The organism is Gordonia aquimaris (assembly GCF_026262595.1).
Classification (GTDB): domain Bacteria; phylum Actinomycetota; class Actinomycetes; order Mycobacteriales; family Mycobacteriaceae; genus Gordonia; species Gordonia tangerina.
Window position 1 is genome coordinate 1 of record NZ_JAPKFM010000003.1, and the last position, 13,510, is coordinate 13,510.

Annotated in this window: 11 protein-coding genes and 1 pseudogene; 8 read left to right on the plus strand and 4 right to left on the minus strand. The window is 61.6% G+C overall.

Annotated features, from left to right (window positions below; all coding sequences use genetic code 11):
• Positions 1-14: 14 nt before the first annotated feature.
• From OSB52_RS03650 to OSB52_RS03660, 3 genes are read right to left on the minus strand one after another with little or no spacing between them, the layout of a single operon-like run.
• On the minus strand, positions 15-1,376 hold the full coding sequence (locus OSB52_RS03650; protein ID WP_266060540.1) for an aldehyde dehydrogenase family protein: 1,362 nt from the start codon (positions 1,374-1,376) through the stop codon (positions 15-17).
• Positions 1,373-2,170, minus strand: a complete 798-nt coding sequence (locus OSB52_RS03655) for a gamma-glutamyl-gamma-aminobutyrate hydrolase family protein (RefSeq protein ID WP_266060223.1) — start codon at positions 2,168-2,170, stop codon at positions 1,373-1,375. Before OSB52_RS03655 ends, OSB52_RS03650 begins: the two co-directional genes overlap by 4 nt.
• Entirely contained in the window at positions 2,167-3,540 is a 1,374-nt protein-coding gene (locus tag OSB52_RS03660; protein WP_266060224.1) for an aminotransferase family protein, read from the minus strand. Before OSB52_RS03660 ends, OSB52_RS03655 begins: the two co-directional genes overlap by 4 nt.
• A gap of 325 nt (positions 3,541-3,865) precedes the next feature.
• On the opposite strand from OSB52_RS03660, the gene OSB52_RS03665 reads away from it, so the two are divergent.
• Together OSB52_RS03665 and OSB52_RS03670 are read left to right on the plus strand one after the other, a co-directional pair.
• Positions 3,866-5,140 carry a type I glutamate--ammonia ligase gene (locus OSB52_RS03665; RefSeq protein ID WP_266060225.1) on the plus strand — a complete coding sequence of 425 codons (1,275 nt, stop codon included), beginning with the start codon at positions 3,866-3,868 and terminating at the stop codon, positions 5,138-5,140.
• A 121-nt stretch (positions 5,141-5,261) separates the two neighbouring features.
• Positions 5,262-6,035 (plus strand): FadR/GntR family transcriptional regulator, encoded by a 774-nt coding sequence (locus tag OSB52_RS03670; protein ID WP_266060226.1) that lies wholly within the window; start codon positions 5,262-5,264, stop codon positions 6,033-6,035.
• Positions 6,036-6,047: 12 nt separating this feature from the next.
• On the opposite strand, the gene OSB52_RS03675 is transcribed toward OSB52_RS03670, so the two are convergent.
• Positions 6,048-6,707, minus strand: a complete 660-nt coding sequence (locus OSB52_RS03675) for a TetR/AcrR family transcriptional regulator (RefSeq protein ID WP_266060227.1) — start codon at positions 6,705-6,707, stop codon at positions 6,048-6,050.
• Positions 6,708-7,122: 415 nt separating this feature from the next.
• Here OSB52_RS03675 and OSB52_RS25130 point away from each other — a divergent pair.
• The 6 genes and pseudogenes from OSB52_RS25130 to OSB52_RS03700 all read left to right on the plus strand — a co-directional run.
• A pseudogene (locus tag OSB52_RS25130) lies at positions 7,123-7,278 on the plus strand (NAD(P)-binding protein); the annotation flags it as partial.
• Positions 7,279-7,365: 87 nt separating this feature from the next.
• Entirely contained in the window at positions 7,366-8,493 is a 1,128-nt protein-coding gene (locus OSB52_RS03680) for a ferredoxin--NADP reductase domain-containing protein (protein ID WP_266060228.1), read from the plus strand.
• Positions 8,490-8,942: a flavodoxin domain-containing protein gene (locus OSB52_RS03685; protein ID WP_266060229.1), complete on the plus strand. Its 453-nt coding sequence runs from the start codon at positions 8,490-8,492 to the stop codon at positions 8,940-8,942. The genes OSB52_RS03680 and OSB52_RS03685 overlap by 4 nt, the downstream gene beginning before the upstream one ends.
• Positions 8,943-9,028: 86 nt before the next feature.
• On the plus strand, positions 9,029-10,504 hold the full coding sequence (locus tag OSB52_RS03690) for an APC family permease (RefSeq protein ID WP_266060230.1): 1,476 nt from the start codon (positions 9,029-9,031) through the stop codon (positions 10,502-10,504).
• Positions 10,505-10,816: 312 nt separating this feature from the next.
• On the plus strand, positions 10,817-12,172 hold the full coding sequence (locus OSB52_RS03695) for an APC family permease (RefSeq protein ID WP_266060231.1): 1,356 nt from the start codon (positions 10,817-10,819) through the stop codon (positions 12,170-12,172).
• Between the two features lie 154 nt (positions 12,173-12,326).
• Entirely contained in the window at positions 12,327-13,499 is a 1,173-nt protein-coding gene (locus tag OSB52_RS03700; protein WP_266060232.1) for a cytochrome P450, read from the plus strand.
• Positions 13,500-13,510 lie beyond the last annotated feature (11 nt).

A 13,510-nucleotide genomic window follows, 5' to 3' on the forward strand; every position in this document is an offset into this window, starting at 1 on the left:
AGCCGGTCCCGCCGTCAGTCATTCGTGTTGAAGAACACATTCTTGACCTCGGTGTACGCGTCGAGTGCGTCGGGCCCCAGTTCGCGGCCCAGACCTGACTGTTTGAATCCACCGAACGGCGTCGATACGCGCACGGATGAATATGAATTGACGGCGAGTGCGCCGGCATTCATGGCTCGCGCGACCCGCATGGAGCGAGCTGCGTTCGAGGTCCAGACGGAGCCGGCCAGACCGTAGATCGTGTTGTTGGCCCGCGTGATCGCCTCGTTCTCGTCGTCGAAGGGAAGGATTGCGACGACCGGGCCGAAAATCTCTTCGCGCACCGCACGGTCGACGTCGCCGGCCGGGTGCAGCACGGTGGGCGGAAACCAATAGCCGGGACCCGAAGGGGTTGTGCCCTGCACCAAGACATCGGCGTCCGACACATACTGCTCCACCCGCTTTGCATGGCCGGCGGAGATCAAGGGCCCCATCTGAGTGGAATCTTGTAGGGGGTCACCAACAGTGATCCCGGTGACGACATCGTGTAACTTCGCCAGAAAGTCATCCACCGCAGATCGTTCCACGAAGACCCGGGAACGAGCGCAGCAATCCTGACCCGAATTGCCGAAGACCGCGCCCACCAGCCCCTCAGCCGCTGAGTCGAGGTCAGCGTCTGCAAAGACCAGCGCTGCGGATTTTCCGCCAAGCTCGAGTGTCACCCGCTTGATCGAGTCGGCAGCGCGCCGTGCAATGTCCTTGCCGACGGCGGTGGAACCGGTAAATGCAATCTTCCCGATTCCAGGGTGTTCGACGAGCCGACGCCCCACCGTTGAGCCAGCTCCCACAACGACATTGAGCAAACCCTCCGGCAATCCGGCTTCGACTGCGAGCTCGGCCATCCGGATCGTGGTCAACGGTGTCAATTCGGCAGGCTTGACCACTACAGCGTTCCCGGCGGCGAGCGCCGGCGCGACCTTCCACGCGGCGATCGTCATCGGGTAGTTCCATGGAGTGATCAATCCGACCACACCGATCGGCTCACGGAATGTCATGTCGACACCACCCTCGACCGGAATCGTCTGACCAAGCAGCCGCTCCGGTGCTGCGGAGTAGTAGCGGAACGTCGTAGCAACGCCGGCTATCGCACCGCGCGCGTCGGAGATCGGCATGCCGACATTTCGGGACTCGAGCTCGGCGAGTTCTTCGGTGTGGAGATCTATCGCCGACGAGACGGCCAACAGAACACGCGCGCGTGTCGCGGGAGCTTCTGCTGCCCAATCCTTCTGGATGCGAGAAGCACGTTCGATGAGCTCGTCGAGCTGCATCTCGGCCGTTCGTTCCACCGTCGCTAGCACCTGCTCGGTGGCTGGTTCAATCACATCGATCACAGTCATGCCAGTAATGCTCCTGCGCGCATAGGGGTGGTGTGGGTGACGAAATCGGTTAGGGCGTGGGTGAGTTCGACCGCTTCCGGATGCCATTGCACTCCGAGAACGTAGCGGTGGCGTGGCCACTCGACTGCTTCGGGCAGTCGATCGGGGAGGGCGTGTGCGGTGACCACGGCCCCTTCTCCCAATACATCGACACCCTGGTGGTGGTGTGAGTTGACCACCTGAATTCCGCTCCCGGACAACGCTGCCGCGTGTGACTCCGGACGAACCTCGACCTGGTGAAAGGTTTCGTCGTCCAGCCGTCCCGGGCTGGGCCGATGTTCGCTGAACCCTTGGTCACGCAGATGCTGATGCAGCGTGCCGCCGGTTGCGACATTGAGGATCTGCATGCCACGGCAGATACCCAGGATCGGCATGTCGCGATGCATCGCCGCACGAGTGAGGTTCAGCTCGAACGTGTCGCGGAGCGGCTCGGTGGCCTCGGTCTTGCGCGTTCGCACTGCGCCATACGACCCAGGGGTCAGGTCGAGACCCCCGATCAGCATCAGTCCGTCGATTCGGTCGAGGATCAACTCCGGATTGCGGGCGGCTCGCTCATCGGGCGGCAGTCCGACGGCGATCGCCCCCGCCGCTGCGATCTTGTTGAGATAGGTACTCGGGACGATGGCAGCATGCTGTTGCCAGAATCCCCAGGTTGCGGTCTCGAAAGCCGCGCAGACTCCGATGATCGGGGTGTGCGCTGTGACCTCTGACGTGCTTGACTCGTGGGTGGCGGTTGGCTCGGGTGCGGTGGTCACTGGATCTCGTCCGCGAACTTCGCTTCGGCCTCGGTCAGGCAGCGGTCGACGATGTCGATGGCACGTTCGGCTTCGTCGCGGGTGAGGACGAAGGGCGGCGCCAGGTGCAGGACATCCCAGACTCGGGTGACCAGCCCTTCCTCCTGAGTGCGCAGTGCCAGGAACTTGATGAACGGATGCGACGTGCCCCACGCCTCTCGGGTGTCCTTGTTCTTGACGAAGTCGATCGCGCAGAGCAGGCCCAGTCCACCGCGAACATCGCCGACTGTCGGATGACTGCGCAGCTTTTGAGCCAGATCGTAGAGGTAGGTGCCCATCTCGGCCGATCGTTGGACGAGGTTTTCGCGCTCCAGGATCTCGATGTTCTTCAGGGCGGCGGCCGCAGCCACAGCGTGCCCGCCGAACGTGATCAAGTGGTTGAGAGCTTGCCCGGTCGGACGGAAGTCATCGAAGATCGACGACCGCACCGCGACGGCGGCAACCGGGGCGTATCCGCTCGACAGTCCCTTCGCCATTGTCATGATGTCTGGAACGACGCCGTAATGCTCTGCGGCGAACCATTTCCCGGTGCGTCCCCAGCCAGTGATGACTTCGTCCATGATGAGCAGAACGCCGTACCGGTCGCAGATGTCACGCAACATCTGCCAGTAGATCGGGCTCGGCAGATGGGTACCGTTGGCCACGGAGATCGGTTCACCGATGACCGCCGCCACGTTTTCGGGCCCCTGTGTGAGGATCTCTTGCTCGACGAAGCGAGCGCACATGATGTCTCCCGCCTCTCCGTCGAGTCCGAAGTCATTGCGGTACTGATTCGGGTTGGGGACCTTGCTGACGCCGGGCATGAAGGGGCCGAAGTACTTCTCACTCGCACTGCCGGTCAGACTTGCTGCACCGAATGTCGTCCCATGGTAGGAACCGCGACGCGCAATGATCTTGTAGCGCTTACCATGTCCGCGCATGACCTGAACTTGTTTGGCAATCTTCATCGCACTCTCGACCGCCTCGGAACCGCCTGAGCACAGGAACACCCGATTGAGGTCCCCTGGCGTGAGACTGCTGATCTTCTCCGCGAGTGCGATGTTCACCGGATTCGCTGCGTTCGAGGCTGCAGTGTAGGCGATCTCGCCGGCCTGATGCGCCATCGCCTCGCCTATCTCGGTGCGTCCGTGGCCGGCGGCTACCACGAAGAGTCCGGCGAGGCCGTCGATGTATTCGGCTCCGTGTACATCGATGAGGGTAGAACCATGACCCCGACTGAACACGCGTAGGCCACCCTCCTGCAGGTCGTCCCACTCCAGGTCGTTGCTGTGCATCCACAAGTGATCGAGTGCGCGCGTCTCGAGTGCGTGGCGGGTCTGTACGGAAGTCATGGTTCCGGTCCTTTCGGGGTTTGCGGTCAATGCACCGTCGGTTGCGGCGCCGGAAGAGAGGCAAAGGAGTGCGACACGATCCTTTTTATCGATACTGCAAGGACTTCGTCAAGCGGAGCGCTGTCTGTGTTGGTGATTGCCGGTAGCTAATGCGACCGAAGTCTGATAAAAAGGAGCGTACAGCAATCCTTACGTGTCCGTGCCGCGGACGCGACACCCATCGGCTCGTCGCCGGGAGGAACCATTGCACACACAATCCCTTGATGCTCGTAGCCACGAGTGTGGTGCGACAGACCGGACGGGCGAATCCGCCGATAGCCACGTTTTGCCGGCCGGTGCAGGTAGTGCTGCCCTGCTCTTTCCCGACATCAATGGAAATCTGCGCGGCAAGCTGGTGGTGCCGTCCGAGCTCGAGTCCGAGAGCGCGCGCACGGTGGGTCTGCCGACGACCGATCTATTGCTGGCCGTTGACCCGGTTGATGAACCGATCACCACACTTACCGACATCGGCATCACGGCGGGCTCTAAAGACTTGCTGCTGAAACCCGATACGGCATCTGTCCGCCGCATGCCGTGGCTGAACGACGATGCCTACCTTGTGCTCGGCGACCTCCACAACACCGACGGTTCGACATGCGAGGTCAGCCCGCGAGGAGTGCTTCGTCGCACACTCACGGCGCTGTCGGAATGCGGATTGCAGATCATGGCTGCCTTCGAATTCGAGTTCCGATTGTTCCGCGCCGGCTCGTGGGAACCGGCGACGTCCGGACTCAGCTACAGCATGGCACCGTTGGCACAGGTCGCTGACTTCATTGCGACGTTCCACAGTTACGCGGAGGCCATGCGGTTGGGTCTATCGGTGGTGCACAGCGAGGGGGCGCCGGGTCTGATCGAGGTGAATGTCGATCCGGCAGTCGGTCTCGATGCAGCCGACGTCGCTGTACTCCTGCGTACCGCCGCGGCCGAGGCCGCCCGGCGCCACGACCTTCGTGCGTGCTTCATGTCGAAACCGGTCGCGCGTGAAGAGGGTTCCAGCGCGCATGTGCACTTCTCGTTCTGGAATGAGGAGGGCGACAACGCCCTGCGAGGTGCCGTTGACGATGTAGACGACGAGTTCTACCGGCGCTGCGCGGCGGGCATTGTCCAACACCTGCCTGCCATGAGCGTGATCTACAACCCGACGATCAACTCCTTCAAGCGGTTGGTACCCGGCTACTTCGCTCCGGTCACTGCGGGCTGCGGCCCTGACGACAGGTCGTTTGCACTGCGCGCGCTGCTGCGTGGACCGCGATCGAGTCGGTTCGAGCTGCGACGCCCGGGCGCCGACTGCAACCCCTACCTCACGCTCGCGGCGCTCGCGGCGTCGGCGTATTTGGGTCTCGTCGACACCGTGGTGCCGCCCCGCGACGAACTCGACAGGCACGACGCCCCGTTGCCGAACAGTCTGGAGTCCGCGGTCTGCGAGTTTCGGCGGCGTGACTCGCGACTCGACGACATTCTCGGCGCCCGGTTCTGCCGCCATTACCTGCACACCCGCGAGTGGGAGCTGCATGCGTGGCAGGATGCGGTGAGCGATTGGGAGCGTCAGCGGTATGCCTGACGGCTTCTCAGCGGTGGGGAACACCGACGTTGGATTGTTAGAGTTTGCTGGTGAGTCAGCGCACATCGACACGCCGTGTCGCAGGCCCCACGTTCTTGATGTGGCTCGTGAAGGGAGGGTGGTGAACAGCCCCGATCCTGGTGATTCGCGCGCCATGAACATGCCGCCCGCCCGCTCTGGCAATCGAGTCGACATCAACCGGTACGTGGCGGACCTGGTGCGTCGGGAGATACGACTCGGCCTGCTTCCGCCTGGCTCGGCGCTTCCATCCGAACGGGATTTCGCCGACAAGCTGGGTATCGGTCGGACGCCGGTGCAAATAGCGTTTCGGCAACTGCAATCCGAAGGGCTGATCGTGCAGCGTCGGGGCCGCAACGGCGGGGCATTCGTTCGGCTGACCGGACAGGACGAAGACGAGGAGCGATTCCGCGAGGTGATCCGGGAGGCCCTGGCCACGCGGGACGAGATCCGGATGGCGATGGAGTATCGGTGCATCGTCGAACCGTCCGCGTCCCGACTCGCCAGCGAGCGGCGAACTGCCGCCGAGCTGCGTGAACTCGAGTCGGCGCACGCACTACTCATGGAAGCGGCCGACGATGCGTCCTTCATGCGTAGTGATGCTGTCTTTCATCTCACCTTGGCCAATGTCACTGCGAACCCGTTCCTCGTTCGAGGTATCGAGGAATCGCGGCAGTGCTGTCACCCTGCGCTGGTCCTCCTACCCGAAGGGGGAGCGTTTCACGAGGTGACCATCGCGGAGCACAGCGAGATCCTGGATGCAGTGCGAGCCGGCGAGGCGGAACTCGCCGAACAAACGATGAGTGAACACGTGCGGCGCAGCATGTGGAGTGTCGAGAAGCTGTTGTCGTCGTTGCGCGAGTCGCAACGCGAGTAGAAGTTGATGACGCTACGTGTCCGCGAAGTCAGCGAAATAGGTGGTGAGCATGTGCCGTGCCTCGCCGATGATGGCCGGGTTCCCGGTCGGGGCCTCGCCGAATGCGAACTGGCAGAGTCGCTCCAGGCTGTGGATGGCCACTGCGCAGTTCAGTTCTCGGAGCTTGGCGAACTGTGGCGAATACAGCCGGAATTCCCGATGCGTCAGCGATGCGAGGTCGGTGATGGCGAGCTGGTCGAGCTCTCGGACGCGACGAGTGAGGTTCTGCCGCACCCACAGCTCGCGGATGAGCGGAATACGGTGTTCCTCGACGTAGTAGTCGACGAGGACGTCAACGATCTCGGTCCACTTACGTCCTGCTCGTTGTCGCATCGCGTTCTCGAGATCGGTGACGGACAGCTTGATCTGCCGAAACGCCAGCTCATCGAGGACTCGCTCGGGTGTCTCGAAGAATGCATAGAATGACCCGCGGCTCACACCCGTTGCGTCCAGTAGCAGCGTCGGTGACGCCACCACCGCTTCGAACCCGAGATCGTGGACGAGTTCGGCGGCAGTGTCGAGCACATGCTGGACCATGGTCCGGGAACGCTCCTGGAGTGGGATCTTGCGCAACCCGCCGGCCAACGGGTCGTCCCACACCGCGCTGATCGTCGGGCTCGCTGCTTTCGTCAAGACTGCTCCTCATCTGCATTGGAAATCCGACAGTAACACTAATGCGACAACAGTCGTGTTCTTGGTCGAGGTGCCTGACAGCTCGGGTCCGTGCTGGGCGTACTCCCGACCGTCTTGTGTGCACCATGTAGTGCACGATCAGTCCTGCACGCACATGGGCGAATTGCACTAGGGCGGTGGGTGATTGGTCGATCTGGAATTCGCGCTGCCCTGTCCCGCGCTTGGTTGTTCACACGCCCTGTCGAGAGCTCTCGATGAAGCGCGAGAGCGACTGGTTACGTCCCTGTAAACGTCACACGTCTCGTATGGACGCGGATGCGACGGCGAACTAATCTTTCAGATATGCGACGCGAGTCGCGTCTCTAGTCTAAATTCATCGGTGTCGGGTTCTCTGGCCGTTCACGAAGGTGTCACTATGCACGAACAGAAACTCTCTTCCCAGGCGCTGCTGCTGAATCCCAATATCGCGGTTGTCGGCAGTGGACCGTCTGGGTGCTACGTCAGTCAGTTCCTCGCGAAGGCCTTGCCGGGTGCGCGTATTGCAGTTTTCGAGTCACTGCCGGTCCCGTATGGGCTGGTACGGTACGGAGTCGCGGCCGACCACCAGGGCGCAAAGGCGGTCAGCCGCCAATTCGACCGGTTGTTCACCCGTGGTGGGGTGCGATTCGTCGGCAACGTCGCAGTGGGTCGCGACCTCCCTTTCGACGCCGTGGCCGAGGCCTTCGACATTGTCGTTCTCGCCACCGGGTTGCCCGACGATCGGGCGTTGCCGATACCGACGCACGCCGGCGCGCGGATCATCGGGGCCGGAGCGCTCTTGCGGACTTTGAACGGTTTCCCCGAATCTCTGCTCCCGGTTGATGGGCAGGGTCGCCACATGTCGCTGGGGGATGAAGTCGCCGTAATCGGCTTCGGCAACGTTGCGCTCGATGTCATCAGGCTCCTGTCGAAAAACGATGCTGCACTGCATGGCTCGGATGTCAGCGACGTGGCACTGAACCAGCTTCGGCCAAAACCTCCGCGGAAGATCCATGTCTTCAGTCGATCGGCACCGGACGGTGTGAAGTGTGAGTTGACTATGCTGCGAGAACTATTGAGCCTCAGAACGATTCGAGTAAGTGCCGAGGGGATTGACCTATCAGATGCAACGCCGGTGACAGATCTTCTACGTCAGCACATCGGTGTTGCTGACTCTGGGATGGAGTCGGCCGACGCGCGCACACACGTTCGCCTGCATTTCGGCCGAACCCCAGAGTCGGTCGAGAGTCGGGGTCCGACGACGACCGTCACGGTATCCACCGTGAACGGCGGTCGTCACTCGTACATGGTGGATTGCGTGATCACCGCCATCGGGTTCGACAAGGCTGCAGAACACATCCCGGGCAACCCGACAAGCGAATGGGCGGGACCACATGTCTACCGCGTCGGTTGGCTTCGACGGGGGCCAGTGGGGTCCATCCCCGAGAACCGCAAGGATGCCAGAGACGTCGCAGGCACCATCACACGGGATCTGGCGAGCGGTGCGGTGCCGGTGGGATCTCCTGGCTTTGCGGTCGTCGAGCCGCTGATTCGGAACCGGATGGTCAGCTTCGCCGACTGGCAACGCATCGAGAAGACGGAGAACCAATCCGCCGAGCCGGGTCGCTGCCGTCGCAAACTGATCGACCTCGAACAGATGCTGGAAATCGCAGCGTCGCGTGACGCCACCATGCTCGATCGATCTGCGGCGGAGGACATCTACACCACAGACACAGTCGGAGAATCCGACAGAAGGGTAAGCGCGTGAGTACAGCAGCAGTTCTGTTCGGAACCGAGTCCGGAAATTGCGAGATGGTCGCAGAAGACTTGGTCGAAGTGCTGGCAGAAATGGGCATAGCCGGCGAGGTCGCTGCGATGGACGAAGTCGACGTCGAGAACCTCAGCGACAACGATCTGATCATCTTGGTCTCTTCGACGTACGGGGAGGGTGACCTGCCGAACACCGCGGTTCCCTTCTTCGAGTCGTTGCAGGAGAAGCGACCTGATCTGTCACACAACCGATTCGCCGCATTCGGTCTCGGCGACAGTACCTACGACACCTATAACCAGGGCATCGACATACTGATCAAGATGATCGTCGATCTGGGAGCCCGGCAAGTCGGACTGACCGGCCGACACGACGCGGACAGCGGCTTAGACGCCCCGACAGTCGCGATCGAGTGGGCGCGGGAGAACCTCGCGGGTCTCACTTTCTGAAACCACCGATATTCACCTGATCGTATGTCAGTGCCGACACGCGGTCTCACATCTACTCGCTCTGTGCGTACCCAAGGAGTACCAACATGACCGAGAATACCCTCGCCCCTTCATCTTCACCGCAATCGAATGCTGACGCTGCTACTACACCTGCGTTGACCGGCCGCATGAGCATGGGCGCGTTGCTGCTCACCGTCCTGGCATTCTCTGCGCCCATTGCTGTTGTTGCGGGATACATACCGTTCACCATCAGTTTCGGTGGCCCCGCGGCAACGCTGATCTTCATCATGGCCACCGTATTCCTGCTGCTGTTCGCGGTCGGCTACGTAACCATGGCCAAGAGTCTTCCCAAACCCGGCTCATTCTATGCGTTCATCAGCGCCGGACTCGGCAAGATCCCCGGCCTGGGAGGGGCCTTTCTGGCAGTGGTCTCCTACTTGCTGATGCTCGGCGGCTGCTATGTTTTCATCGGACTGACCGCCAACGAGTTCATCGCGAGTCTCGACGGTCCGGAGATCCCATGGTGGGTGTGGACCATCGCGTCCTGGCTCATCGTCAGCGTCATGTGCTACTTCCACATCGAGGTGTCCGCGAAAGTTCTCAGTGTGGCAATGCTTCTCGAGATCGCCATCGTCCTGGTTTTCAACGTAGCTGTACTAGTCCACGGCGGTGGTCCCGAAGGATTCTCCGCCACCCCGCTCAATCCCGCCGAACTCTCCAACGGCGACATCGGGGTCGCGATGCTCTTCGCCATCATGGTCTTCCTTGGATTCGAGGCGACGGCCCTGTTTCGTGACGAGGTCCGCGACCCGGACAAGACCATTCCCCGTGCGACCTACGGTGCCGTACTGTTCGTCGGGTCGCTCTACATCGTGTCGTGCTACCTCTTGACGACGGCCTACGGATCGAACGCAGTGGAAACCGCGACAAACGACCCGAAGTCCATGTTCCCAGATGCAATCGGGAATCTCGCAGCGCCGGTCTTTACACAGCTCACTTTCCTGTTCATCATCACATCGGAACTGGCGGCTGCCATCTCCGTGCACAACGTCACCGCACGTTATGCCTATAACCTCGGAGTCGACAATGCTCTGCCGGCGTGGCTCGCCAGGGTTCACCCTCGCCACCATTCGCCCTACCGTGCATCAGTAACGGTTGCCGCAGTGGTTGCCGTGATCCTGGTGATTCTGAGCCTGGCGAACACTGCGGGAGACGGACTGGACGCACAGCTTTTCGGCCTCGGCACCGTCGGCGTCCTGGTGTTGATGTGTTTGGTCAGTCTGTCGGTCATCGGTTGGTTCGCGCGTCGCGGGATTTCGAACGGCGGCAATGTCTTCAAGTGCTTCATCGCTCCGGCACTGGCTGTGATCGCGTTGGGGACTACGGTTGTGCTGGCCGTAATGCATCTGGACCTGGTTGTCGGTGGAGCGCCTGGGCAGAACACGGGCCTCCTCTTCATTCTGGCTGCATCGCTTCTGTGCGGATCTGTACTGGCCGTCTACTTCCGGGCCCGCAAGCCCGAGGTGTTCAGGAGACTGGGACGCGCCGACGTGGCGGGCTGACACGCCTACGCGTGTTGTCGACTTTTCGCCGACGACATTGTTGATCGAATACGATCCCGGACTTCATCGCGCTCACTGATGCCTCGTCGAGGTTTGTCTTGCAACCGAGGTGCGCAACACCCCAATCGGTCGTGCCAGGGGGCTCGTTCGGAGCGCGTCTCGATGTCACTGTCCTTCCAGCCCAGTTCACGTTAGAGAAAGCCTGCCATGACCCAGGACGCTAGTGTCACAGCGGAAACGAACTCAACCGCGACCGCATCTCCCGCCGGCTTAACCGGGAATCTCGGAGTACCTCACCTCGTATTCACGGTGATGGCCTTTCAAGCGCCGGTCGTGGCGTTCATGGCCTATATCCCGGTGATGATCGCCACCGGCAACGGTGTCGGGTCACCTGCGGCGATTCTTGTCGCAGGAGTCGTTCTAGCGCTATTCGCGGTGGGACTGATCGCGATGTCGAGAAGCATGTCGAATCCCGGAGGGTTCTACGCTTACATCACCGCAGGCCTGGGCCGGGAGGCGGGACTCGGCGCGTCGTTCATCGCGCTCATCTGCTACTTCTTCACACTCGTCGGGATATATGCGCTGCTGGGCGTTTCCCTGGAGTCGCTGTGCCGCGACCTTTTCCACGGTCCGGACATCACCTGGTGGGTCTGGACGGCGATCGTATTCGTGATCGTCACCGCGCTCGGACATTTCAGGATGGATGTCTCCGCCAAGGTTCTATCGGTGTTCCTTATTCTCGAGCTTGTCCTGATCAGCGCATATGACATTGCCGTGATCGCACGCAATGGCACATCGGCGTTCTCGCTGGACTCGTTCGCGCCGGACAACGTGTTCTCCGGTTCGCTAGGACTCGCGTTGATGATGGGTGTAGGGCTCTTCGGTGGCTTCGAGGCAACATTGATCTTCCGCGAAGAGGTCAAACGACCAGAGCGCACCATCCCCCGTGCAACGTTTCTCGTCATCGCTATCGTCGCGATCTTCTTCGCCTTTACAACCATGCTCTTCATCAATGCCGGTGGAGCGGAAGCTGTTCTGGCGTCCGCCGGCGCCACAGATGCATCGATGGCGAGTATCCAGGACAACCTCGGCTCGGTGGCGGTGGACATCGCGACAGTACTGCTCGTGACGAGTAGTTTCGCCGTACTGCTCGCTGCACACAACATCACCGCCCGGTACCTTTTCAGCCTCGGCACCGACGCGATCATCCCGCGGACGGCTGGACTTGCTCATCCCAAACACGGTTCGCCACACGTAGCTTCGGCGATCACCAGTGTCGCGGTGTTGGTAGTCCTGGTGCCGTTTGTTCTCGCCGATGGTGATCCGAACATGTTCTACGCACGATTCGTGGGCGTGTACAGCTACTCCTTACTCGCTTTGCTCTTCCTGACCAGCCTCGCGGTGCCGGCGTACCTGATCCGGAGGCGCGACCACCCGGGTGTCAACCGTTGGAATTCCATTGTGTGCCCGGTCCTCGCCGTGATCCCCCTGGCAATCGTCGTTGTGTTCGCCACCAAGAATTTCAGCTTGCTCGTCGGGGCCTCGGCAGTCATCTCGGACACGATGCTCGCGGCAATCTACCTGTTGTTCGCGTTCGGAGTGGTGCTGGCGCTCATCTATCGGCGACGCCGACCCGAGGTGTACGCCCAGATCGGGCGCCAGGAGTGACGCTGAGTCCGACGTTCATGACTCTGCGCGACCGTACTCGCGTGCAGTGCACCGACCATCAACAGACCCGCTACTGAGAGGAGCCGTTATGCCCACAACTCACACAGAAGGTGACCGAGCGAGGGTCGCCATCGATATCAGGCCGTTCGGGGAGATGCCGCGCACCAGGGACCATCTTCCGTGGACAGATCCCCAACTGCGCCGCGACCCCTACCCGTTCTACGCCCATGCGCAGACACATGCCCCGGTCAGTCGCGACGAGGACGGTACCGTCGTGCTCACCAAGTACGCGGACCTCATGCACTACGGGAGGTTGCCGTCAGTTCTCATCGCGCCTGAGTGGGACAAGGCCGGTGCGTGGAGCGTCCTGAGTGACATGGCTCTGGGTCACGACGAACCTGACCACACTCGACTCAAACGACTCACCTCGAACTGGTTCACGCCGAAGCGCGTCCGTCAATGGGTGGCGATCACCGCGTCTGTCACCGACGAAATCCTCGATCGCATCGGCGCCGACGGCCTGATCGATGGTTCGTCGCTGGCCGTGGAGGCGACACATCGCACCATCTGTCGCGTGCTGCAGGTGACCGAGGACGGGTTCGACGATGTGCGCCATTACATGCGGATGGCCATGCCGGTCCTCAGTGCGGCGGCGGGGCCCGAAGACTTCGAAGCTTGCGAACAAGCCCATGTCTACCTCCAAGGCCGCGTGCGCGAACTCCTCGAACATGCACGCGAGAATCCGGGCGACGGACTTATCCACGAACTCGTGGAAACGGAGCAACGAGGTGAGATCACAGCCGCTGAGACACTGGCGACCGCGTTGTTCTTCTACACCGTCGGCCATATGGACGCGAGTTACCTGATCTCGTCTGGACTCCAGCTGTTCGCTGAGCAGCCTGCGGTGTTCGACGCGTTCAGAACGAATCCGGACGTCCGCCAGAACATCGTCAGCGAGCTCGTGCGTTACGACGCCCCTGAGCCTGTTGTCACCAGAGCGACGAGCGAGGATCTCGACATCGGTGGCTTCGAGGTCCCCGCCGGAAGCACACTCCGCTTGATGCTCGGCGCCGCCAACCGCGACCCGGACGTGTATGACGATCCACAGAAGTTCGACTACACCCGGCCGCCGGCGCAGTCGCGCAGTCTCACCTTCAGCCTGGGAAGTCACAGCTGTCAGGGTCGATTGCTGGCGGAAGCCGAGATCAAGACCGTGTGGGAACGAATTGCCCTGCGCTACTCGCAGATCAAGGTGGCAAGCGCGCCCGAGATGATGTTGACCGATGCGTCGCGTCACTTCATCACCCAGCCGTTGCGGTTCACCTGACGAACCGCGAC

Excerpts from the sequence above, each read along its gene's own strand:
- OSB52_RS03650 (WP_266060540.1), bottom strand. The coding sequence starts at position 1,376 with ATGACTGTGATCGATGTGATTGAACCAGCCACCGAGCAGGTGCTAGCG.
- OSB52_RS03660 (WP_266060224.1), bottom strand. The coding sequence starts at position 3,540 with ATGACTTCCGTACAGACCCGCCACGCACTCGAGACGCGCGCACTCGAT.
- OSB52_RS03690 (WP_266060230.1), top strand. The coding sequence starts at position 9,029 with ATGACCGAGAATACCCTCGCCCCTTCATCTTCACCGCAATCGAATGCT.
- OSB52_RS03695 (WP_266060231.1), top strand. The coding sequence starts at position 10,817 with ATGGCCTTTCAAGCGCCGGTCGTGGCGTTCATGGCCTATATCCCGGTG.
- OSB52_RS03700 (WP_266060232.1), top strand. The coding sequence starts at position 12,327 with ATGCCGCGCACCAGGGACCATCTTCCGTGGACAGATCCCCAACTGCGC.